The 22882-nt window shown below is 71.8% G+C and carries 22 protein-coding genes; 2 read left to right on the top strand and 20 right to left on the bottom strand.

What is annotated here, in order from left to right; translation table 11 throughout:
- Positions 1 to 23: 23 nt before the first annotated feature.
- Positions 24 to 905 (bottom strand): 30S ribosomal protein S2, encoded by an 882-nt coding sequence (rpsB, locus tag AC2TEW_RS30660; RefSeq protein ID WP_484626601.1) that lies wholly within the window; start codon positions 903 to 905, stop codon positions 24 to 26.
- A 988-nt stretch (positions 906 to 1893) separates the two neighbouring features.
- Between rpsB and AC2TEW_RS30655 the strand changes: the two genes are divergently transcribed.
- Entirely contained in the window at positions 1894 to 2439 is a 546-nt protein-coding gene (locus AC2TEW_RS30655) for a murein hydrolase activator EnvC family protein (protein WP_484626600.1), read from the top strand.
- A gap of 99 nt (positions 2440 to 2538) precedes the next feature.
- Here the strand turns inward: AC2TEW_RS30655 and AC2TEW_RS30650 are convergent, their stop codons facing one another.
- From AC2TEW_RS30650 to proS, 18 genes are all read right to left on the bottom strand, one after another.
- On the bottom strand, positions 2539 to 3156 hold the full coding sequence (locus AC2TEW_RS30650) for a TetR/AcrR family transcriptional regulator (protein WP_484626599.1): 618 nt from the start codon (positions 3154 to 3156) through the stop codon (positions 2539 to 2541).
- A gap of 80 nt (positions 3157 to 3236) precedes the next feature.
- Positions 3237 to 4076, bottom strand: a complete 840-nt coding sequence (gene whiG, locus AC2TEW_RS30645) for an RNA polymerase sigma factor WhiG (RefSeq protein ID WP_484626620.1) — start codon at positions 4074 to 4076, stop codon at positions 3237 to 3239.
- Positions 4077 to 5048: 972 nt separating this feature from the next.
- On the bottom strand, positions 5049 to 6275 hold the full coding sequence (gene dprA / locus AC2TEW_RS30640) for a DNA-processing protein DprA (protein WP_484626619.1): 1227 nt from the start codon (positions 6273 to 6275) through the stop codon (positions 5049 to 5051).
- 252 nt (positions 6276 to 6527) lie between these two features.
- A complete protein-coding gene (locus AC2TEW_RS30635; RefSeq protein ID WP_484626598.1) occupies positions 6528 to 8180 on the bottom strand; it encodes a YifB family Mg chelatase-like AAA ATPase in 1653 nt (550 codons plus the stop codon).
- A gap of 1 nt (position 8181) precedes the next feature.
- Positions 8182 to 8841, bottom strand: coding sequence for a YraN family protein (locus AC2TEW_RS30630; RefSeq protein WP_484626597.1), 660 nt, complete (start codon positions 8839 to 8841; stop codon positions 8182 to 8184).
- Between the two features lie 185 nt (positions 8842 to 9026).
- Positions 9027 to 9353, bottom strand: a complete 327-nt coding sequence (locus AC2TEW_RS30625; RefSeq protein ID WP_033824620.1) for a DUF2469 domain-containing protein — start codon at positions 9351 to 9353, stop codon at positions 9027 to 9029.
- A gap of 56 nt (positions 9354 to 9409) precedes the next feature.
- Positions 9410 to 9883 carry an NUDIX hydrolase gene (locus tag AC2TEW_RS30620; RefSeq protein WP_484626596.1) on the bottom strand — a complete coding sequence of 158 codons (474 nt, stop codon included), beginning with the start codon at positions 9881 to 9883 and terminating at the stop codon, positions 9410 to 9412.
- Between the two features lie 150 nt (positions 9884 to 10033).
- Positions 10034 to 10792, bottom strand: a complete 759-nt coding sequence (lepB, locus tag AC2TEW_RS30615; RefSeq protein ID WP_484626595.1) for a signal peptidase I — start codon at positions 10790 to 10792, stop codon at positions 10034 to 10036.
- A 241-nt stretch (positions 10793 to 11033) separates the two neighbouring features.
- Complete coding sequence (gene lepB, locus AC2TEW_RS30610) at positions 11034 to 12041, bottom strand: signal peptidase I (RefSeq protein ID WP_484626618.1); 1008 nt, start codon at positions 12039 to 12041, stop codon at positions 11034 to 11036.
- 312 nt (positions 12042 to 12353) lie between these two features.
- Positions 12354 to 13154: a signal peptidase I gene (gene lepB / locus AC2TEW_RS30605; RefSeq protein WP_484626594.1), complete on the bottom strand. Its 801-nt coding sequence runs from the start codon at positions 13152 to 13154 to the stop codon at positions 12354 to 12356.
- Positions 13155 to 13413: 259 nt separating this feature from the next.
- Positions 13414 to 14190: a signal peptidase I gene (gene lepB / locus AC2TEW_RS30600; protein WP_484626593.1), complete on the bottom strand. Its 777-nt coding sequence runs from the start codon at positions 14188 to 14190 to the stop codon at positions 13414 to 13416.
- 355 nt (positions 14191 to 14545) lie between these two features.
- A complete protein-coding gene (gene rplS / locus AC2TEW_RS30595) occupies positions 14546 to 14896 on the bottom strand; it encodes a 50S ribosomal protein L19 (RefSeq protein ID WP_033824618.1) in 351 nt (116 codons plus the stop codon).
- Positions 14897 to 15050: 154 nt separating this feature from the next.
- Positions 15051 to 15950: a tRNA (guanosine(37)-N1)-methyltransferase TrmD gene (trmD, locus tag AC2TEW_RS30590; protein ID WP_484626592.1), complete on the bottom strand. Its 900-nt coding sequence runs from the start codon at positions 15948 to 15950 to the stop codon at positions 15051 to 15053.
- Positions 15951 to 15955: 5 nt separating this feature from the next.
- Positions 15956 to 16606: a ribosome maturation factor RimM gene (gene rimM / locus AC2TEW_RS30585; RefSeq protein ID WP_484626591.1), complete on the bottom strand. Its 651-nt coding sequence runs from the start codon at positions 16604 to 16606 to the stop codon at positions 15956 to 15958.
- A 370-nt stretch (positions 16607 to 16976) separates the two neighbouring features.
- The gene (locus AC2TEW_RS30580; RefSeq protein ID WP_033824615.1) at positions 16977 to 17216 is read right to left on the bottom strand and encodes an RNA-binding protein; all 240 of its coding nucleotides are present in this window, start codon (positions 17214 to 17216) and stop codon (positions 16977 to 16979) included.
- 2 nt (positions 17217 to 17218) lie between these two features.
- Positions 17219 to 17647, bottom strand: a complete 429-nt coding sequence (gene rpsP, locus AC2TEW_RS30575; protein WP_484626590.1) for a 30S ribosomal protein S16 — start codon at positions 17645 to 17647, stop codon at positions 17219 to 17221.
- Between the two features lie 662 nt (positions 17648 to 18309).
- Complete coding sequence (locus AC2TEW_RS30570) at positions 18310 to 18888, bottom strand: hypothetical protein (protein ID WP_033824613.1); 579 nt, start codon at positions 18886 to 18888, stop codon at positions 18310 to 18312.
- Positions 18889 to 19562: 674 nt separating this feature from the next.
- The gene (gene proS / locus AC2TEW_RS30565; RefSeq protein ID WP_484626589.1) at positions 19563 to 20975 is read right to left on the bottom strand and encodes a proline--tRNA ligase; all 1413 of its coding nucleotides are present in this window, start codon (positions 20973 to 20975) and stop codon (positions 19563 to 19565) included.
- A 257-nt stretch (positions 20976 to 21232) separates the two neighbouring features.
- On the opposite strand from proS, the gene AC2TEW_RS30560 reads away from it, so the two are divergent.
- Positions 21233 to 22075, top strand: coding sequence for a class I SAM-dependent methyltransferase (locus AC2TEW_RS30560; protein WP_484626588.1), 843 nt, complete (start codon positions 21233 to 21235; stop codon positions 22073 to 22075).
- Positions 22076 to 22203: 128 nt separating this feature from the next.
- Here AC2TEW_RS30560 and AC2TEW_RS30555 read toward each other — a convergent pair whose 3' ends face one another.
- Complete coding sequence (locus AC2TEW_RS30555; protein ID WP_484626587.1) at positions 22204 to 22737, bottom strand: GNAT family N-acetyltransferase; 534 nt, start codon at positions 22735 to 22737, stop codon at positions 22204 to 22206.
- Between the last annotated feature and the right edge of the window lie 145 nt (positions 22738 to 22882).

Genomic DNA, 22882 nt, shown 5'->3' with positions numbered 1-22882 from the left:
GGCGCCCCTCACCCTGTGGTACGTCAGGCCTGCTCGGCCTCGGCGGCCGGGGCCTCGGCGACCGGAGCCTCGGCGGCGGGCGCCTCGGCCTCGGCAGCGGGGGCGTCCGCGGCGGGGGCCTCGTCGGCCTTCTGGCCCTCGAGGATGTCCTTCTCCCAGTCGGCCAGCGGCTGGTCGGCACCCGGCTCGGCCTTGGCGTCGCCCTTGGCGACACCGGCGCGGGACTTCAGGCCCTCGGCGACGGCGTCGGCGATCACGCGGGTCAGCAGGGTGACGGAGCGGATCGCGTCGTCGTTGCCCGGGATCTTGTAGTCGACCTCGTCGGGGTCGCAGTTGGTGTCGAGGATCGCGACGACCGGGATGTTCAGCTTGCGAGCCTCGCCGACCGCGATGTGCTCCTTCTTGGTGTCCACGATCCAGACGGCGCTGGGCACGCGCTGCATGTCGCGGATACCACCGAGGGTCTTCTCCAGCTTGTCGTACTCGCGCTGGAGGACCAGGAGCTCCTTCTTGGTGAGGCCGGAGCCGGCCACATCCGTGAAGTCGATCTCGCCGAGCTCCTTGAGGCGCTGCAGGCGCTTGTAGACGGTCGAGAAGTTGGTCAGCATGCCGCCGAGCCAGCGCTGGTTGACGTAGGGCATGCCCACGCGCGCGGCCTGCTCGGCGATGGCCTCCTGGGCCTGCTTCTTGGTGCCGACGAAGAGGATGCTGCCGCCGTGGGCAACGGTCTCCTTGACGAACTCGAAGGCGCGGTCGATGTAGTTCAGCGACTGCAGGAGGTCGATGATGTAGATGCCGTTGCGCTCCGTGAAGATGAAACGCTTCATCTTCGGGTTCCAACGACGGGTCTGGTGACCGAAGTGGACGCCGCTCTCCAGCAGCTCCCGCATCGTGACGACGGCCATGGCCGTGCTCCTCAGGTGTTGCGCCCGGCTCGTCCGCCCGTGCTCGCCGGAAGGCTCGTACGGTGCGGGCTCTGCGCCGGGTCGGTCTCGGTTTGTCCGTGCCGGTCGGGTGACCGCCACGCCTGACGCCCCGAACGTGCCGTGCCACCTCCGTCAGCGCGGCGGCCGTGCGGCCGCAGGCCGGCGATCACGGCCCTGACGGGCCGGGAACCACAAGCTGCGCAGACTCGGGGGACCGAGCGGCACTCGCACCGGAGGGGCCTCGCCGCCCCCTCGCGGGGCCGGCTGCTCCACCGGTGGCGGGGCGTGCGAAGTCGACCCGGCGGACCGGGTCGCGTGTGAAGTGTACGGGAAGCGCCGAGCCAGGAGCGACCCCGGCCGATTCGCGGGGCGGTCGGAGCGGGGGGCGGACCGGGGGCGGACCGGGGGCCGGCGGGGTGGGACGGGAGCGGTGCAAGGGCGGTACGGGGGCGGGGTCGGCGAAGGGACGGCGGCGGGGGCGGTGCGGGGGTGGTGCACGGGCGACCCGGGGGGCGGCGCGGGGGCGCGGGGCGGGGGCGCGGGGCGGGGTGGCCAGTTGCCAGCTGATCGTGGAGGCCGGGCACGTTCACTCGAGTGGGGGATGCGGGTTTTCCACAGGCCGGGGTTGTCCACAGGAATCGGGGTGGGTCTGTGCAGAACATCCAGTTGTCGGGAACCTCGCTCCATGACCGGCACCCTGCTCGCGCCCGCCCTCGCCCCGACCACCGGCACCCGCCCGCCCATGCCGCCGCCCGCGCCCGACCGGCGTTGGCGGGCGGCCTTGGTGGCGCTCTTACTGACCATCGCGGTGCTGGCCCTCCCCGGGCAGCCTCGGACGGCCCGGGCTGTCCCGGAACACCCGTCCGCTCGAACGACACCCTGGACCGGGGCAGTGGCGCTCGGGCCGCTGAGGCGCGGGCCGGTCGCGGGTGGGCCGGTCGCGGGTGGGCCGGCGCGGATCGGGCCGGTGGGGCTCGAGTGGGTTGCCGCGGCGGCGCTCCCGCCCGGAGCGACCGGGCCCGCAGCGGCCGGGCCCGGGGCCACCGGCTCCGGGCGGGCGTGGCCGGTCGGCGGGCGGTCGGGCCTGCTCCGGGGCTTCGAGGCGCCCTCGGCCCCGTGGGCTGCCGGGCATCGCGGCGTCGACCTCGACGCGACCGCCGGGGTCGCGGTACGCGCTGCGGCGCCCGGCGTGGTGGCGTTCTCCGGAATGGTGGCGGGCCGTCCGGTGGTCACCCTGCAACATCCCGGCTCCGGTAGCCCGCCGCTGCGGACCACGTACCTTCCGGTGTCCGGCACGGTACCGGTCGGGACAGCGGTGTCGGCGGGCGAGGTCATCGGCACGGTGACCGCTGCGACGGCGGGTGGCGCGGAAGGCCACTGCGCAGCGGTCTGCCTGCACTGGGGCCTGCTGCGTGGCGACCGCTATCTCGATCCGCTGGCGCTGTTCGGCGCGGGCCGGGCTCGCCTGCTACCGCTTGCTGTCCGACCGACAACCGGGTCCACCGCGGGATGACGGACCTGCGCCTGGACCTGCGTGGGGCCTGCGCCTGGACCTGTGCCTGGGCCTGCGCTGCGACGTCGGCTTCCGCCGGAGGCTCGGCCCCGGACCGGCTCAGTCTGCGGTCGACAGGCCCCGCAACGCGAGGGAGACAGCTGCATCCGCAATCTCGGATTCCGCGCACTCGGAGGCGACCGTCGCCGGACAGGCCCCCGCCGCCATCCGTTCCTGCTGGCGCACCGCCGCCTCGACCACACCCTGGAGCAGGGCCGCAGCAAGCTTCGGCTGGGCGTGCCCGAGTTCCTCCAGCGCGTGCAGCACGAGCCGCACCACCCCGGTGTGGGCGGCCCGGATCCGCTCACGTGACGCATCGTCCAGCTCCAGCTCGGAGATGGCCACCACAGCACGGTGCCGGGGGTCGGCGGCGAGCGCCAACTGACCTCGGACGTACGCCTCGACCCTGGCCTCCGCCGTATCGCAGGCCGCCATGCCCGCTTCGATCTCGGCCGCCCAGAGCGGCAGGTCCTCCTCGCACAACGCCTCGATCACGGCGGCACGCGAACGGAAATACTCGTACACCGACGAGCGGGCGAGCCCGGTCCGGGCGGCGAGCGCCGGAAAAGTCAGGGCTTCTCCCCCGCCCTCGGTCAGCAGGGAACGGGCAGCGTCCAGGAGGGCTGCTCGTTGCAACTGGCGATGCGCGGCCACCGTCGCCGCTCGGATCTTCGGCACGCTACAACTCTACGAAGCCCGGCCCGCTCCCGGTACGGTGCCGCGCACTTCCGACCCGGCCGAGCCCCGCCGGCCCGCCGTCACCGCATGTCGGAGAGCTTGGCACGCAGCTGGAGCACGGACTTGGTGTGGATCTGGCTCACCCGGCTCTCCGTCACGCCGAGGACCTGACCGATCTCGGCCAGGGTCAGCCCCTCGTAGTAGTACAGCGTCACCACCGTCTTCTCCCGCTCGGGAAGTGTGTTGACGGCCGTCGCCAGCAGACGCCGCAGCTCGCGGTCCTCCGCGACCTCCACCGGGTTGTCGGCCCCGGTGTCTTCCAACGTGTCCACCAGGCTGAGACGGTCGCCGGTTTCACCTGCCGGGTGGAGCAGCTCGTCCAGGGCCACGACGTTGGCGAGCGAGAGCTGACTGAAGATCGCGCGTAGATCCTCCAGCGTGATCCCCATCTCGGCGGCCACCTCGGGCTCGTGCGGCGTACGACGCAGTCTGGCTTCCAAAGTCGCGTAGGTCCGCTCGACCGCCTTGGCCTTCTGCCGGACGGATCTCGGGATCCAGTCCAGCGCTCGCAGCTCGTCGATGATCGCACCGCGGATCCGGCTGATGGCGTACGTCTCGAACTTGATCGCCCGGTCGATGTCGAACTTCTCGATCGCATCGATCAGCCCGAACACACCCGAGGAGACGAAGTCCGCCTGCTCCACGTTGGCAGGCAGACCCACGCTCACCCGGCCGGCCACGTACTTGACCAAGGGCGAGTAGTGCAGGATCAGTTGCTCCCGCAGCCGAGGGTCGGCGCTCTCCTTGTACGTGCGCCACAGCTTCTCCAGCGCACTCCGCTCGGCCGCCACGGGGAGGGGCTTGGCCCCGCTCGGCGGAGCCTGCGGCGGCGCCGACTCGGGTAGCGCGGACTGGGGCAGTGCGGACCGGGGCTGGGGCGACGGCGGCGTCTGCTGCGGCACCGGTTGAGACACCAACGGCAACGGCTGCGGGGGTGTACCCGGAGACGCCGGATCCGCCGAGGCCGAGGATTCCGCTACGGAGCGCGACCGGGCCTGCTGCCCGAGCGTGGGTGCCGGTGTCGGGGCAGGGGTTGCGGCAGGGGTTGCGGCGAAGGATGGGGGCGGAGCAGCGACGGGAGGGGGAGCGGGAGCAGCCGGATGCGGCGAGTCCGGTGCGGCCTCGGGGCCCGTGCGGGAGGCCGACGCGGGCGGAGGTGAGGGTGTGGGTGAAGGCGTTGGCGTGGGTGCAGGCGTGGGTACGGGCCGAGGAGCGGCAGCGGTTGGCCCCGACTGCGGGGTGACACGAACCCTGCTCGCTGGTGGGGCACCGGGCAGATCGGCTCCCGCGCCGGGGTCCTTGGACACACCGGACACCTCGGACGCATGAGCCCCCGGGTCAGGTCTGACTACGGCGTGGCGCCCCGCCGCCTGGTCCGGCCCGGTGGGGCGACTGACAGCCATGCCCTGTGGGCCCGGAGGACGGACGACCTGGCGAGCCAGCCCCAGGACCGCCGGGGCCTTCGGCTGCTGCTCGGCCGTGGGGCGCGTTTCGGCCACCGTCCCTTCCGAGGGCCGAGCGTCAGCGGGCACCCGGTGTCCGGGGCGGTGTGTGGGCATGCGTTGGTCTGCGCCGTTCTGCCGAGTCCTGTGCTGATAGGGAAGCCAGATGCGAGCGTAGCGTGATCGCATCACTGCATTGTGCTACCGCCACTCGGTCGTCCCCCGATCCGGTGGCGGTGATCCGGACGGGTGGGCGTGGCCTGTTCGTTGTCACGGCGCACAGAGACTCAACGACGCGCCGGCCGACCGGGCACTGCACGGCCGCCGCGGCGCGGTTACGCGATCACCGCAGTGCGGCTGCGCGGTCGCATCCGATCGGCCTGGCGCCTGTCAGCGTCTTCGTACCAGCCTCCAGTGCGCGCCGTGTCGCTCGACGTGGCCTAGCGAGCTCAGCTCGTACAACCGTTGGAGGACTTCGTCCGTACAGAGCCCGGCCCGACGGGCGAGGACCTCGACGGGGCTTCCGTCGGCACTGGCCGGCACGGCCTCGAGCACCTGGGCCGTGGTGGGCTCGAGGAGGTCCCGGGGCAGCACCGGCCCGGAACCGATCGGCGCAAGGTCCTCACCCATCGATCCGATCAGCTCCCCGATCTCGGCCGCGTCGGTGACCAAGGTGGCGGCACCACTACGGATCAGGGCGTGGACGCCTGCGGAGAGTTCGGAGGTGACCGGGCCGGCCACACCCATCGTGTGCCGGTTGAGATCCCGGGCGCGCCGCGCTGTGCTCAGCGCACCGCTGCGGACCGCCGCTTCGACCACCACGGTGCCGCGGGTCAGCGCGGCGATCACCCGGTTCCGCAGCACGAATCGGAACCGGGTGGGGTGCTCTCCGGGCGGCAGCTCGCTGAGCAGGATGCCCTGTTCCGCGATGTTGCGGATCAGCTGGCTGTTGCCGGAGGGGTAGGCCACGTCAACACCGCAGGCGAGCACTCCCATGGTGATTCCCCCGGCGGCGAGCGCGCCGCGGTGTGCGGCTGCGTCGATGCCGTACGCGGCTCCTGAGACGATCACCCAGCCTCGCTCGGCGAGCTGCGCGGAGATCTCCCCCGCTACATGCGCACCGTAAGCGGTGCAGGCTCGTGCGCCGACTACGGCGACGGAGCGCAGGGCCAGGAGACGCAACGATCCGGTCCCTCGGACCCAGAGGCCGACGGGGCGGGCGTCACCGAGGTCGTTCAGCTGGGACGGCCACTCCGAGTCGCCCGGAATGATGAACCGTCCACCGGCGGCAGCCACCCGGTCCAGGTCCGCGTCAGGATCGACGGACGGTAGCCGCGCCCTGTACGCCGACAGTCGCGCTCCCTGGGACCCGATGGGATCGATCGGAGGATGGTCGGACCGCCCGCCGATCATCCCCATCAGTGCGGCTGCACTCATCCTCGCGAGCCACCGTCCGATCACGGGGTCACCGGGCTCGATGAGCCGGGTGAGAGCAGCCCGCGCCCGGCGTTCCTGTTCCGACCTGAGCCGAGCGGCATCGGGTGGCCGGCCCGTCTCCGGCTCGGTGTCCGCCCGAGGGTTCGGCTCGCTGTCCGTCTCACGGCCGCGCCCGGTCATCACCTCGCTTCCCTCGCTTCCCTCGCCTCCCTTGCTTCCCGGTTCGTGGCCCGGCTCCACCGGCCTGATCGCCGAAGCCTCGGCTGCAGCTGTGCTGCGGTCTGTGGACGTGCGGGGGCGGCCTTCTTCCGCACTCTCCGCGTCTGTGTTCACCCTTGCCTCCTGATCAGATCGGGGACGCCAGCAGGTCCGTCGACGGGCGCTCCGGCCGGGCAGGGAGCGAGCCTCGGCCGACCGGGACGGCTCAGCGGCTCAGTTCTCGCTTCCCAGGTCGGTGTCGGGGTCTCCGAGTCCGGGGCTCACCCGGTCTGCCAGCGGGAGCCCTCGTTGCACCCCGGTGCGCAGCATCAGCGCCGTCCGCACGTCGAGCCGGCCGGGCTGGTGTCGGCCGGCGAGGTCGGCAACCGTCCAGGCCACCCGGAGCACCCGGTCGAGGCCCCGGGCCGTGAGGAGACCTCGCTCGAGGTCCCGTTCGGCGTCCGCGAGCGCACCGGGCGCCACCCGCCAGCGGCTGCGCAGCTCGTAGCCGGGTACCTCCGCGTTGGTACGCCACGGCGTATCCGCGAGTCGGGCCGCCGCCCGGGCGCGGGCCTGGGCGACCCGCGCGGCCACCGCGCGGGTGCTCTCCGCAGTGCTGTCGGCGCCGAGCAACTCCGCGCGGGTCACGGACGCCACCTGGACCTGGAGATCGACCCGGTCCAGGAGCGGCCCCGACAGCCTCGCCTGGTAGCGGTTGACCATCGAAGGCGTGCACTCGCAGCCGCCGCCGCGCATCGAGTGGCGGCCACAAGGGCACGGGTTCGCCGCGAGGCAGAGCAGGAACCGCGCGGGCAGCCGCATGGAGCCCGCCGATCGGGCGATCATCACCTCCCCCGATTCCAGGGGCTGACGCAGCGCGTCGAGGGTGCGCACGGAGAACTCGGGCGCCTCGTCGAGGAAGAGCACCCCTCGGTGGGCAAGAGAGACCGCGCCCGGCCTCGGTAGTCCGCTGCCCCCACCGACGATGGCGGGCATCGTGGCGGAGTGGTGCGGCGCGCAGTACGGCGCCGTTGCGATGAGGGGGCGGCCCGGCGGCAGCAGTCCCGCCACCGAGTGCACGGCGGTGACCTCCAGCGCCTCCGTCTGGGTCAGTGGCGGAAGCAGGCCCGGGAGCCGTTCGGCCAGCATCGTCTTTCCGGCTCCTGGCGGCCCTTTCAGGTACAGGTGGTGGCCGCCGGCAGCCGCGATCTCGAGCGCTCTGCGCGCCTCGTACTGCCCGGCCACATCGGCGAGGTCGGGCACCACCTCTCGCACACCGCCCGGATCTCGGACACCGATGCCCGGGAGGAGGAGCCCCGCCAGCATCGGGTCCGGCTGACCCGCCGCGATGCCGGGTGCCTCGTCGGGCGGCGGTGCGCCCGAGAGCACCGCAATCAGCTGGCGCAGGCTGCGGACCCCGAGCACCGAGACACCCGGCACGAGGGAGGCCTCTGCGGCGGTCTGCTCGGCCACGACGATCTGGCGGTAGCCGGCATCGGCTGCGGCCAGCACAGCCGGGAGGACACCGCGGACCGGTCGGACCTTCCCGTCCAGGCCGAGCTCACCGATGATCAGCAGGTCCGCGATCGTCTCCGGGGGAAGTCGCTCGGCCGCTGCCAGGACCGCGCAGGCGACAGCCAGATCGAACCCGCTGCCGCCCTTCGGCACCGATGCCGGGCTGAGGCCGACCGTGAGCTTGCGCTGAGGCCAGGCCTCGCCACTGTTGACCACTGCCGCCCGGACCCGGTCGCGGGCTTCACTGAGCGCCTTGTCGGGCAGCCCGACCAAGGCGAACGCGGCGACCCCCGGTTCGAGGTCGGCCTGGACCTCGACGACGACCCCGTCCACACCGACCAGCGCAACGGAGCAGGTGCGTGCGAACGCCATCTCAGATCGCCCCTCGCAGGTGCTCCACCTGCGCCGCGCCCTTGAACCGGTTGACCACGGCGACCAGGTCGATCCGTACGCCGCCGGGCGGAGCAGGCACGAGGAGGGTCTGGACCGGCCCCGGGGTGGGCGAGGCGGCCGCCGCCGCGGTCTGCCCTCCCGTGGGCCTGGCGGGGCTGCGCTTCCGCGGTTTCCTGGACCGGCCCGAGGTCTTCGCCGGTCGGCCCGGCGGGCCGGGCACATCACCGGAGGCCGGTCCCTCCGGCTCCGGCCGCGGGATGCCCGTCGCTGCGGGACCCGCACGCTCCGTCCCGGTGGGATCGGCCCCGGGGACCTCCGCCCCGGGCGGGCCCGTCGCCACTGCTCGGACCAGTCGATCGAAGTGGATCGGCCAGCGTTCGTCGAGCCATCGCTCGGCCAGGCGACGCAGGCGGTCGGCCTTCGCCTGGTCGATGGCCTGGGTCGGACTCTGGAACCCGCGTTCGGAGCGGGTCTTCACCTCGCACACTGCGAGTGTGTCCCCGTCCAACGCGACGATGTCGAGCTCGCCCTCGGCGCAGCGCCAGTTCCGCTCCAGGATCCGCAGGCCGTCCTGGGTCAGCCAGCGGGCCGCAACCTCTTCCCCGTACCGGCCGAGGCCGTTGTTGCCACTCTTCTGCACGGCAGTCACCTCCGAGGCAGGAGGTTGCCGGAGGGGTGCCCGCGCGGCCAGGGTGGAGCGATTTCCTGTGGATAACCAGGGCCTGTGGATAACCGAGGTCACTCACAGGAGTGAGAAACCACCTCAGCTCTGGACAGCTCAGGAGCTATGCGGTCAGTCTCGGTGCGGCCGGGACGGTCGGCGGGTCAGTTGCCGAAGGTCGCGTCGTCGGAGGGCAGCTCAAGGTCGCTCTTCGCCAGCTCCTCGATGTTGACGTCCTTGAACGTCAGCACCCGCACCTTGCGGACGAAACGGGCCGGCCGGTACATGTCCCAGACCCAGGCATCCGCCATCGACACCTCGAAGAACACCTCACCCTGGACCGAGTGAACCTGCAGGTCGTAGTCGTTGGTGAGGTAGAAGCGCCGTTCTGTCTCGATCACGTACTTGAACAGACCGACGACATCCCGGTACTCCCGGTAGAGCTTGAGCTCCATCTCGGTCTCGTACTTCTCGAGGTCTTCGGCACTCATCCAAGCGTCCCCTCAACTCGTCACGTCCACCCCATTGTGGACCACGGCACCTGTTGTCAGAGCCTTACCGGCTGGTCCGGCGGACCAGCGGTGAACAGATGTTCCAGCAACCCGGCCAGCCCGGCCGGGTAGACGGTCTCGTCCGTCGCCCGCAGCTCCGCGAGCGTCCACCACCGCACCCCCAGCAGTGTCGCGTGCTCCTCCTCCCCGCTCCTGGCCAGGCCCAGGTCCGTCCGGCTGGTCCGGGCCAGGTGGAACCACTGTTCCTGCTCGAAATGCTGCCCTTGATAGGAGAAAGCAGTCGTGCCGTACGCCACCAGCGGTCCCAGCCGTACCTCGAGCGCACCGAGCTCTTCCGCGAGCTCGCGGAGAGCGGCGGTCGCAAGGTCCTCGCCGGGCTCCACCCCGCCTCCCGGGGTGATCCACCACCTGACGTCCGGGACAGCGGGATCGAGTCCGTGGAGCAGGAGGATCCGGTCCGCCCCGTCCAGCAGCAGAACCCTGGCGGCCCTGCGGCGGATCACCGGCACCGGGTACACCTCCGTCCTGCGGATCCGAGCCCGGCGGCCGAGCGTCGCGCCATGGCACTGGTTGCTGAGTGTCCGGCCGCCCACGCTGCCCCTGCTGCCCCGGCTGCCGACGGCGGCGGGGAGGTGGCTCGGGTGGGGGCGCGGCTGAGGTCAACGCTTGCCGCGCCTCCTGGTCCAGCGGACCAGGGAGACGATCGAGCCGATCCCGGACGCCAGCACCACCAGGGAGACACCTACCGCCATTGCGTACACCGCCGGTCGCAGCAGCCCCGGTCCGTGCGCGGTCGGTGCTCCGATGCCGTCGAAGGCCGAGGTGCGCTTGTCCACCCCGGCCCGCGCGATCGGCAGGATCGTCGCCTCCACGCGCGCCTTCACGGTGGAGGCGGCCACCGTGCCCGAGGCGATCTCCAGGTGGCTGCGCGAGTCCAGCGAGTTGGCCCGGAAGTCGCCCATGAGGAAGAGTCTGCCCGCCGGCACGGTGATGCTGAAGGGGTCACCGGGGCCGGTGCCCTGGCTGAGGTAGGGCTCGTCGACCGCGACGCCGTTGACGGTGAGCCGCTGTCCGTTGTCACAGCAGGCCACCGTGTCACCGCCGACTGCGACAACGCGCTTGATCAGCTCGGCGTTCCCCCAGACCGGGTCCTGGAAGATCACGATGTCGCCGCGGCCGACGGCCCCGCCGTCCACCTTGCGGGCCAGCACCGTCTCACCGACCGCGATGGTCGGGGTCATCGAAGCACTCGGAATCCGGTACGGCCGGTAGTCCACGGCGATCACCGCGAAGCCGACCACCAGCATCACGAAGCCGAGGGCGATCACCGCCCCCTGCAGCACCACAGCCTTGCTCCGCCGCGGCCGGGAAGCCGTCGGCGTGGTCGCCGCACGCTCCGCCACACTGCTCATCGCCATCAACCCCATCTGTTCGGCCCGCCGCGTGGACCCGACCGGTGCCGGGAGCAGGTATCGCCCCCGCCGTCGGACCCACCTCCGATCGGCCGATGCCGGGAAGCGGAGCGCCACCGCAGCCCCCGAAAGACTCGCGGGCCACGGCACGTGCGAGCAGATTACTCACGAGTACCGAGGCCCGCGCAAGAGTCGGCCACAGATCAGCGTCGTTCCGGCCGAAGTCGCTCGGCCGGGGACGGACCGGTCAGCGGCGCCGGCGCAGCCACCAGACGGCAGGCAGCGCAGCGGCTGCCCCGGCCAGCGGGGGTGCCAGCGGTCCGGACGCCGACAGGCCCTTCTGGTCGAAGGTCTCGGGCACCGGGAGAGTCGCCCAGTCCCCGACGGGCCATGCGACGACGAAGGCGCGGCCGACCACGTTCTCCACCGGCACCGTGCCGCCACCGGGCTGGTCCTGGTGGTAACGGGAGTCGAGCGAGTTACCGCGGTGGTCACCCATCACCCAGATGCGGCCCTCGGGGACCTTGACCGGCCCGAACGGCTTCTCACCGCAAGGAGTGTTTCCCGGGTAGATGTACGGCTCGTCGAGTGCGATGCCGTTCACCTTGACCGGACCGCTGCCCTCGCACTCGACCGTGTCGCCCCCGACCGCGATGACGCGCTTGATCAGGTCCTTCTCGTTGCTGGACGGCATCAGGCCGATGAAGCTGAACACGTCCTGGACACCTCGGACGAAGGCGCTGTCGCTGCGCTTCGGCGCTTCGTCGTTCAGCCAGCCGCCCGGGTCCTGGAAGACCACGACCTCGCCGCGCTTGGGCTCGGCGCCGAACCAGGGAGTCAGCTTGTCGACCAGCACCCGGTCACCGACCTGCAGGGTGTTCTCCATGGAACCTGACGGGATGGAGAAGGCCTGGACGAAGAAGGTCTTGATGACCAGGGCCAGGATCAGCGCGATGCCGATCAGGATCGGCAGCTCCTTCAGGAAGGACCGCTGCTTCTGGGGGCTCGACGCGGGCGTACCGCCCTCGTCGTCGCCGTCTCCGCCCCTGCCGTTGCCGGCGCCGTTGTCGTCCGACCCACCGGATACCCCGGCCTCGAAACCGTCCGCGCCGCCCTGACTGTCAGCCGGACCGCCCTGCCGCGAAGCCGTACCGGCCCCTGCGGGTTCGGCGGACGACTCGGCGTCGGCCGACCGGACCCCACGGCCCCCGGCGCCCTCGGGCTCCGGGGCGCCCGAGCGGGCACCGATCACCAGATCCCCCACGACATCTCCTCCCTGCTGTGCGGACGCCCGTGCGCCCGCGTTCACCAGTGCCGCACAGCGGGCACCACGTTGCGTGATCGACCGTCAACCCGCCTCAGAACTGCCCGATGGGGACACTCCTGACACCAGCGCAGCCTTGGGGACGACCGGGCAGCACACCGGACGATGCGGCATCGAACGATACGGCACCGAACGGCCGACACCCGGTACTCCAGCACTTCTCTATCACTCCCGGTCGACGCGCCGGTGCTCCCACACGGCGGTCCGGCAGATCGGCGGGGCCACCGCCGATCACCTCCGGGTCTACTGCCGTCGGCGCACGAGGACCGGAAGAACGCCCAACACACCCATAACGAGCGGGGGTTCCGCAGGATCCGGCCGGCCGGGAGGCAATTGGGAGCCGGGGACACCGACGGCCACCGGTGTTTCCCCGCGCCCGGCGGCGACCGGACGGGTCGGCAAGGAGGAGAGTGATGTCGGTGCGCCGAGTTGACCGACCCGCGACACCGGCCAGGCGATCATGAAGGCCCGACCCACGACGTTGCTGATCGGAATCGTGCCGTTCCCCGGATTGGCCATGTGGAAGCGGGAGTCCGCCGACAGGTCGCGGTGGTCACCCATCACCCACAGCCGGCCCGCCGGAACCGTCACCTTGAACGGCTGCCGGGACGGCGCGTTCCCGGCAGCGATGTACGGCTCGTCAAGCGGGGTGCCGTTGACGCTCAACCGGCCCTGCTCGTCGCAGCATTCGACCGTGTCACCGGGCAGCCCGATGACCCGCTTGATCAGGTCGCCCTCGTTGTTGGACGGGATCAGCCCCACCGTGGCCAGAGCGGACTTCACCCGGCGCATGACCGGGCCGTCGGTGGAACGGGCGTGGTCCTGTTCGAGCCAGCCGCCGGGGTCCTTGAACACCACCACATCACCGCGACCCGGCTCATTGCCGAACCAGGGCGTCAGCCGGTCGACCAGTACCCGGTCCCCCACCTGGATGGTCTGCTCCATCGAGCCGGAGGGAATCACGAACACCTGGACCAGGAAGGTCTTCAGGATGACGGCGATGATCAGAGCCACCACGGCGATCAACGGCAGCTCGCGCAGCAACGAGCGGCGCCTGCGGCGGGCAGCGCGCTGGGCGGTCCGCCGACGCTCCGCCCGGCCACGGACCGGTGCCGGGGACGATGCCGCCCCGGCGGAACCCCGGGAGGCCGCCCGGGATGGGCCGGAATCGTCGTAAACGGTGTAGTCGCCGTACTCGTCCGGCCCCGCAGGTCCGTAGCCGGGACCCGGACCGATGCCGTTACCGGTCACGGCCTCGGTGCTGGAGCCGGCACCGGATATCGGCCCGTCAGCCACCTTTCCCCTACCCCTGGTCCCCATGTGCGGTGGTCCCCCCAATCGCCGAAAAGCCGGAAGGCCGGTCGAGAGACGTCCACCGCCCCACCGGATACACCACCCAGTCCGCCTTGCCGATCACCTTCTGCTCAGGGACGGTACCGCCACCGGGCTCGCCGAGGTGATCCCTGGAGTCTCTGGAGTCACTCCGGTGGTCGCCCATCACCCAGAGTTTCCCGGCCGGCACGACCACGTCGAAGGGCACGGTCGAGGGGGCGTCGCCCGGGGCGAGGTAGTCGGACTCGTCGAGGGGCACACCGTTCACCCGCAGGCGGCCGTCCGCCCCGCAGCAGGTCACCCGGTCACCGCCGACACCGATCACCCGTTTCACGAAGACCGAGTTCCCGGTCGGCACCAGACCGAGCTCGGCAAGCATCTTGCGCGGCTGCGCGGGTTCAGCCGCGTACGGCAAGAAGGAGCCCGTCCCGTCGAACACGATGACGTCGCCGCGCTGCACCTTGCCGCCGAAGGCATAGGCGAGGCGGTTCACCACGAGCCGGTCGCCTGGCTGCAGGGTGTTCTCCATCGACTCCGAGGGCACCGCGAACGGGCGCGCGACGAAGGCGTTGACCAGCAGCAGCGTCACCACGCAGACGCCGAGGACCGACAGCAGGTCCCGGGAGAGTGCCCGGCGGGCTGCCGTCCGTCGACCGTCCGGACCGGCACCGTCCGGACCGGCACCGTCCGCTGCCTCGTCCGCGTCCTCAGCCGGCTGCTCGGCCCCGGCAGCAACCGCCACCGCCACTGCCGCACCGTCCCCTGCGCCCTGAGTCGCCGCTCCAGGGTGCGCGCCCGTATTGAGGCCGGGACCACCGTCAAGGGCAGGGCCAGGACGAAGTCCGGGAGCAGCACCGGCTGCAGTCCTGGCTTCGGCCCTTGCTCCAGTCCCGGCTTCAGTCCCCGCTGCGAAGGCGGCGTCCGGGCCGGGAACGACCACGGACCGCGCCAGCGGGTCCGCACCAGGAGGTACGGGACTGCTGACGCGGTCCGTGGGTGGTTCGTGCGTGCTCATCGCGCTGAGCTTATCCCCACGGCACCAGCCGTGAAGAGAGCCCGGCACGACCCGAGCGGAAGCGGCTCCGGAGGCCGGAGCCGTCCGATCAGTTGTCGCGCTTCTCCTTGATCTTCGCGGCCTTGCCGCGCAGGTCACGGAGGTAGTACAGCTTGGCGCGGCGAACCGCACCGCGGGTCACGACCTCGATCTTCTCGACGACCGGGGTGTGCACCGGGAAGGTGCGCTCCACGCCGACGTTGAAGCTGACCTTGCGGACGGTGAAGGTCTCACCGACGCCCGCGCCGTGGCGACGGATGACGACGCCCTGGAAGACCTGGACACGGGAGCGGTTGCCCTCGATGACCCGGACGTGAACCTTCAGGGTGTCACCGGCACGGAAGGCCGGGATGTCGGTACGCAGCGAAGCAGCGTCGACAGCAGCGAGCTTGTTGCTCATTTTGCTCTCCATCGCAGGCGCCACGGGCCGCCCACGGAAAATCGTCACAATGGGGTTTGCTGCGGGCCGCATCGGCTGGCGGTGATCCCCCCGCGGCGGGGGCACCGGTCCACGTGGCACCCCTCAGGGGCACCCAGCGACAGACAACAGTCGCCTATTCTTCCACAGCATCGGCCACGGACCGAAATCGGCCCGCCTCGTCGTCCCACCTCAGGCCGAGGACGCTGAGCGCCTCCCGCTCCTTCTTGTCGAAGGCGCCGAGCTGCCAGCGGTCCACCAGGTCGGGACGGTGCGCCAACGTACGGGCGAACGCCTGCTCCCTGCGCCAGCGGGCAATCTTGCCGTGGTGGCCGCTGAGCAGGACCTCGGGTACCTCGCGGCCGCGCCACTCGGCGGGCTTGGTGTAGACGGGCCCCTCCAGCAGGTCGGCCATCGCCCCGGGGGCGAATGAGTCGTCGCGGTGGGATTCGGCGTTGCCGAGCACACCGGGCAGCAGCCGCGCGATGGCCTCGACCATCACCAGCACGGCGACCTCGCCCCCGGCCAGCACGTAGTCGCCGATCGAGGCCTCGACGACCGGCATCCGGGTCGCGGCCTCCTCGATCACCCGGCGGTCGATGCCCTCGTACCGGGCGGGAGCGAAGGCCAGCCACGGACGCCCGGCGAGTTCCTGAGCGAGCTCCTGGGTGAACGGACGTCCGCTCGGCGTCGGCACGACCAGGGTCGGCACCTCACCTGCGGGCATCCCGCCGTCGCCGACGTCGCCGCGGTCGCCGCCGTCTTCGCCGGCGGCGGCGGCATCCCCGGCCGCGAGGGCGTCCGCCCCCTGGGCGAGGACGGCGTCCAGCGCGGCGCCCCAGGGTTCCGGCTTCATCACCATGCCGGGGCCGCCCCCGTACGGGGTGTCGTCGACCGTGCGGTGCACGTCAGTGGTCCACGACCGCAGGTCGTGGAGGTGGACGTCCAGCTGGCCGCGCGCCCGGGCCTTGCCGACCAGGGAGACGTTCAGCGGATCCAGGTACTCGGGGAAGATCGTGATGACGTCGATCCGCATCCGGCTCACGCTGCGCCCCCGCCACCCTCGGTGCCGGCGCCCTCGGAGCCGGCAGCCTCGTCGGTACCGGCATCCGCGGAGCCAGCAGCGTCCTCGGGCGCGGCAGCTCCGGCCGCCGTCTCCGGGCCGCCGGCCACGTCCGCCTCGATCGGGTCGATCAGACCGGCGGGCGGGTCGATGACGGCCCGCTGGTTCTCCAGGTCGATCGTCGGCACGATCCGGGCGACGAACGGCACCAGCACCTCCGTACCGTCGGCCTTGGTGACGGTGAGCAGGTCCTGGTACGGCAGGTGGATCACCTCGGTGATCTCGCCGACCGGGGTCCCGTCGGTGAGCACGACGTCCAGGCCGATGAGCTGGTGGTCGTAGTACTCCTCCGGGTCGTCCGGGGTCTCCTCCGGGTCCACCTCGGCGATCAGCATGGTGCCCCGCAGCGCTTCGGCGCCGTTGCGGTCCTTGACACCGGCGAAGCGCAGCAGCAACCGGCCGCTGTGCACCTTGCCGGACTCGACGGTCAGCGGGCCGGCCGAGGCCGGGTCGGTGAGCAGGACCGCACCGGGACCGAGCCGGAGCTCCGGCTCATCGGTACGGACCTCGACGCTGACGTCTCCCTTGATGCCGTGGGCGCGGCCGATCTTGCCGACGACGAGCTGCACGGTGATCGCTCTCCTGGTGTCGTGCACTGCTGGGCTGAGCAGCTGAGCAGAGGTGGCGGAAGAAGAAATGGAAGTCTTGCCGGCCGGGATCAGGCCCTGTCGGGCCCCGGAATCCCGGTCGACGCTGACGGCGCTGACGGGGCCGACAGGCCCGCGAGCCCGGAACCCCGGCACCCGAGCCCGACGGGCCCACGAGCCCGAAGATCCAGCGATCCGGACGGCCGTGGAGCCGGCGGGCCACAGGGCGGAGAACGCCTCGTGGAACGACCCGGCGCCCAGGCGACCCGGAGCCCCGAATCCCATGGAACGAGGAAGGGCCGGCCGGGACGACTAAGCGTCCCGGCCGGCCCAGAAACCTGACAGTCTAGTGTCAGCGAATGCTGTCCACGTCGACCAGGTCGACCCGGACGTTGCGACCGCCGAGGGCGCCGACCACGGTGCGCAGCGCGCGCGCCGTGCGACCGCCACGGCCGATCACCTTGCCGAGGTCATCGGGGTGCACGCGCACCTCGATGGTGTGGCCCCGACGCAGCTGGCGCGAACGCACCTGCACCTCGTCGGGGTGCTCGACGATGCCCTTCACCAGGTGGTCGAGGGCTTCCTCGATCACGCTCAGGCCTCGGTGGAAGCGGCCTCGGCCTCGTCAGCCTTGTCCGCCTTCTTGGCCTTCGGGGTGATGGCGACACCGGTGGTGGCGTCCTCGAAGCCGGCGACGGCCTTCGCGAAGAGGTGCGAGAAGTCCTCGACCTTGGGCTCGGCGACCTTCAGCGGCTCCGGAGCCGGCAGGCCCTTGAACTTCTGCCAGTCGCCGGTCAGCTTGAGGATGGCGAGCACGGGCTCGGTCGGCTGGGCGCCGACGGACAGCCAGTACTGGGCGCGGTCGGTGTCGACCTCGATCTTCGAGGGGTTGTAGGTCGGCTGGTAGATGCCGATCTCCTCGATCGCGCGGCCGTCACGCTTGGTGCGCGAGTCGGCGACGACGATGCGGTAGTGCGGGGAGCGAATCTTGCCGAGACGCTTGAGCTTGATCTTGACTGCCACGGGAGTGGATTCTCCTGGTGTTGACGTGGGTGAGCGACCACTGGCTCCGCGTGGGGTTGCGGGCCCGGCCGTTCAAGGGACACGCCAGCCGTAGGAGAGAGGGGTCCTGCTCGGCTGCCGAGTACTCAGCTGTCCATTCTGCCATACCGGGGCAGGTCGGCCCGACCGAGGGTCCCCGCCCCCGGTAGAGCCGAACAGCCACACGGCGGCAGTGGGACAGCGGCCTCGGACGGTCGGCCGACTGGATCGCCCACCGGTGGGACCGGCCCGGCGCTGTCGCCCTCAGGTCGTACAGCCTCTGCTGCTACTGCAACTGCTTCGGTTCAGCCTCTGCGTCTGTGCCTGCGCCCGCGCGCAGCCACTCCAGGTACATCGGTGCTGCTGGTGCTGCTGGTGTTTCTGTGCTGCTGGTACATCGGTGCTGCTGGTTACTGCCGTGCCGCTGTCCTTCGCCTCTTCGCCACGCCCTCCCGCACCCTCCGGTGTCGGCCCGTACGGGCCGGGCCGTCGGTGGAGGTCACGCTCCGTGGTCTGCTACCCGTCGCACCCGCCGTGGCCGGCGGTTGCGCACCCACCGCACGGGCAGGCGGCAGAGTACGGAGTCTGAGCGAGGAGTGCGGTGTACCGAGTACGGGACCGCGGCGGTCGGTGCCGGCGCTGCGTTACGAGATCTTGAACGGCTGCTGGCAGGCACCGCAGACGATCGAGGCCTGGGCGAGCACCGACGGAACCACCCGCACGTTCCGGCCACAACCGCAGACGGCCTTGACGCGCACGCCGCCACCCGACGAACCGTGCCGCGCGGCCGGGCCGCGGAACGCCCGGTGCCCGCCTTCGCCGGCCACGGCCAGCTGGTGGGCGCCCAGCGCGCGGTCGAGCCGCTCGATGGTGCTGGAGTAGCGGTCCCGGGTGTCGTTGAGCATGGTCACCTGGGAGAAGCCGCTACTGGCGTGCGGTTCCACCGGGTGGGCCAGCCCGAGCTCGGACGCGAGCATCAGGAAGCGCCTGTTGTGGTACCGGCCGGCCCGGGAGGTGTCGCGGATCTCGCGGGCGGCGGCCAGGCCGTGGGCGGCTTCGTGCAGCAGCCGCTCGAAGTCGAGCCGGGTGCCGCAGGCCGAGGAGGACTCACCGATCAGCGCCTCGGGCGAGGCCAGGTCGGGGAGGTCCTGGTGGTGGGCCTGGATGTCGCTCCAGGCGGCGGCCAGTTCGGCCGCCAGGACGAGAGGCTGTGTCGTGCTCACGCTGTACCAACGTTGGGAAGAGAGCCGGTGTTCCACGAGTTCCCGTTCGCGGGGAATTCCCAGGAAACTCTCAGGAATACACAGCTGTGCGCGAATTGCGCTGCTCGGATCTGACGCAAGACCAACCCCCTGCAACTCTCGGTCCGCCGGATTCGACGGACTCTCGGCTATCGCCCCAGGGCGCCGACGCCCGTTGGACGTACGGCCCGTGGCCTGACCGAAATTGACAGGGCCACGGGCCGTATACCGTACCGCTAGTTCAGCGCGACCGGCAGTTGACTGGTGAGTAGTCTCAGCAGAGAACACGGACGAGATGGCGAACGGCATTCGAACGGACGTCAACGTCCGTGGATACCGAAAAGTCCGGCCGTGGAACAGGCCGACCGGACACCCTCGCCGAAGCACCCGCCGCACTGCTGCACCGCCCACCGCCGAACCCGCCGCACCACCCGCCCGGACCGCCGGAGCGGACCACCGGACCCGCCCACCCGGACCGCCGGACCACCGGAGCGGGCCGCTGGGCAGACACCGGAGCAGGCCCCGGAGCGGGCCCCGCACCAAGCACCGGAGCCCTCCGCGCAGCGTGGCCGCCCCTGCGCCGGTGGGCCCGGACCGGTCGGTCCGGGCCCACCGGCTCGGGAGCCGGACCGCGTCAGTGGGCGCGGGCCCGGATGTCAGTAGGCGCGGGCCACGATCGCGATGTTGCCGTCCTGGTCGTCGGTGGCCGGCACGGAGCCGTCGGCGGCGATGATGCAGCGCACCGAGACGCCCTGCTCGGCCAGCTTGGCCTCGCCCTCCGGGCCGAGCTCGGCCCAGGAGATCCGGCCCCAGCCGGTGGCGGCGGCCTCGACGGCCTCGTCCAGGTTCTTGACGTCGACCGTGCGGGACTCGCGGCGCTCGCGGGACTGGCGCAGCAGCAGCGCCTGGTCCTCCTCCAGGATCCCGGGCAGCAGCGCGGCCAGGGCGTCGACGGCCACCGGCTCCTTGCCGCCGGGGATGCGGCGGGCCAGCATGGCGGTGCCGTTCTCCAGGTCGCGCGGGCCGACCTCGATGCGCAGCGGTACGCCCTTGAGCTCCCAGTCGACGGCGCGGCGGCCGAACGGGGTGTCGGTGCGGTCGTCGACCACGACCCGGATGCCGACGGCCTCCAGCTGGGCGCCGATCTCGCGGACCTTGGCCAGCACCGCGTCGTCGCCCTTGATGGCGAGGACGACGGCCTGGACGGCGGCCAGCCGCGGCGGGACGCGCAGGCCGTTGTCGTCGCCGTGGGACATGATCAGGCCGCCGACCATGCGGGTGGAGACACCCCAGGAGGTCTGCCAGACGTGGTCGCGCTGGTCCCCGCCGGACAGGAAGGTGGTGTTGAAGGCCTTGGCGAAGTTCTGGCCCAACTCGTGGCTGGTGCCCATCTGCAGGGCCTTGCCGTCACCCATCATGCCCTCGAGCGTGAGGGTGTTGATCGCGCCGGCGAACCGCTCCTTGGCGGTCTTGCGGCCGAGCACCACGTCGATGCCCAGCACGTTGGTCATGAAGTCGCCGTAGACGTCGGTGTGGATCCGCGAGGCGTACTCACGCGCGTCCTCGTACGTGGCGTGGGCGGTGTGGCCCTCCTGCCAGAGGAACTCGGTGGTGCGCAGGAAGACGCGCGGGCGCAGCTCCCAGCGGACCACGTTGGCCCACTGGTTGATCAGCAGGGGCAGGTCGCGGTGGCTCTGGATCCACTTGGAGAAGTACTCGTTGATGATCGTCTCGGAGGTGGGCCGGACGACGACCGGCTCCTCCAGCTGCTTGCCGCCGCCGTGGGTGACGACCGCCAGCTCGGGGGCGAAGCCCTCGACGTGCTCGGCCTCCCGGGTCAGGTACGACTGCGGGATGAACATCGGGAAGTAGGCGTTCTGCGCGCCGGCCTTCTTGATCCGCGCGTCCATCTCCTGCTGCATCCGCTCCCACAGGCTGTAGCCGTACGGTCGGATGACCATGGTGCCGCGCACCGGACCGTTGTCGGCCAGCTCGGCCTTGTTGATGAGGTCCTGGTACCAGCGGGGGAAGTCGTCCGCCTGGGGGGTGAGAACGGGTGCCTTAGCCATGGGGCAGATGGTACGGGGACTCGGCCGCCGACTGTGAATCGGTTTACCTGCCGAACGGGCGGCCCGCGCGGACGGGACCCACCGGCGCATCCCACCGGCGCACCACCGCGGCGCGCGGATACCTGCTCGCACCCCTCTGGACGCCGGGCCCCGGCCGCTGTTCGCTGGATGCGGGGCGGGGTCGTCGGGGGGAGCTGTAGACACCGAAACAGACGCCGATGCAGACATCGGAATCCAGAACCGGATGGGAGTCCGCGATGGCTTCAGCGCACGTGGCCGGCACGACCGCACAGCGCCCCGACACCGACGGCACGGCGGGGTCGCACGGCCGGGCGCGGGACTGGGCGGAGATCCAGGAGCGCATGCTGGTACCGCTCTACCAGGCGGTCTACGAGCGGCTGGAGGTCGGCCCGGCCACCAGCGTGCTCAGTCTCGGGTGCCGGTCGGGCCTGGCCCTGCTGCTCGCCGAGGAGCGCGGGGCGCAGGTGTCGGGGCAGGAACCGGAGGCCGAGCTGAGGGAGCTCGCGGAGGGCCGCGGACTGCGGGTGCTGTCCGAGTCGGCGGGGGGTGGACGCGGTACCGGGCGTCTCACCCGGTCGGCGTACGGCATCCCCCGGGCGGCCCATTCGCTGGTCACCGTTTTCGAGCAGCTCCCCTACGTCCGTGACCCGGCCGCGCTGGTCGCCGAGGCGGCCGGCCTGACGCTCCAGGGCGGGCACCTGGTGCTCGCCTCCTGGGGACCGGCCGAACGCTGCGAGAGCGCGGGCGCGCTGGACGTCGCGCGCCGGCTGTCGGTGCGCTCCCGGGCCCACGCGCCGTTCGCGCTCAGCGGCCCGGGCGGGCTGGAGCAGTTGCTGACCGGCGCCGGTCTGCGACCGGCCGGCAGCGGGCGGGTGAACTGCCCGTTCGCGTACCCCGATCCGGAGAGCGCGGTGCGCGGCATGCTGTCGACCGGCCTGTTCGACAGCGCGGTCGAGGACTCGGGGCCCACGCTGGTCCGCAAGGAGCTGGAGGAGGCGCTGCACCCGTACGTGCGGCCGGACGGCTCGGTGCGGATGGTCAACCTGTTCCGCTACGTGGTGGCCGAACAGCCGCGCTGACGGCCCACCCGGCACCCGGCACCCCGGCCAGGCCGACGGCCGCCGGACCAGCGGCCGCACCAGGGGGCAGCCGGGGGTCCGGCCCGGGGCGCCGGCCCCGGGGGTCCGGCCCCGGGCGCCGGGCCGGGTCAGTGGCCGTCGGGCCCGGCCGGGGGCCACTCCTCGGCCGTGAGGGCGAAGCGCTCGTGGTCCCGCCAGGCGCCGGCCAGGTAGAGCATCCGCGGGGTGAAGCCCTCGTGCCGGAATCCGAGCCTGCGGGCCAGGCCGATCGAGCGTTCGTTGTCGGGCTGGACGTTGATCTCCAGGCGGTGCAGGCCGAGACCGCCCCGCTCGGGCGGGGCGAAGCAGCGGCCGACCACCAGCCGCATGCCCTCGGTCATCAGCCCGGTGCCGGCGAACGGCAGGTAGGAGTCGTAGCCGAGGGCGGCGTTGCAGAACCGGCCGAGCACGATGTTGGCGACGTTGCACTTGCCGACCAGGCCGCCGGTGGCGATGTCCTCGATCAGGTACGTCCGCAGCCCCGGCCCCTGACGCTCCAGCAGCTCCGGCAGCCCGTCCGGCTCGACCGGGTTCCAGCGGCCGATGTGGTCGGCGGACCGGCGCACCGCCTCGGCGTACGGTTCAGCGTCTGCGGGCCTCGGCGCCCGGATCCTCACTCGCATCGGACCATCATCGGCCATTCCCCCCGCCGCCGGGCGGGCGAGTCCCGACCGCGGCCCCACCACGCCCCGCCACCCACCGGCCGCCACCCGGGACGGCAACGCCGCGCCACCCAGGACAGCAACGCCCCGCCGCCCGGGACGGCGA

It is taken from the genome of Kitasatospora sp. NEAU-CNBT7, assembly GCF_057220535.1.
The sequence above is the reverse complement of the archived record's forward strand: the minus strand, read 5'-3'. Positions and strand labels throughout refer to the sequence as shown.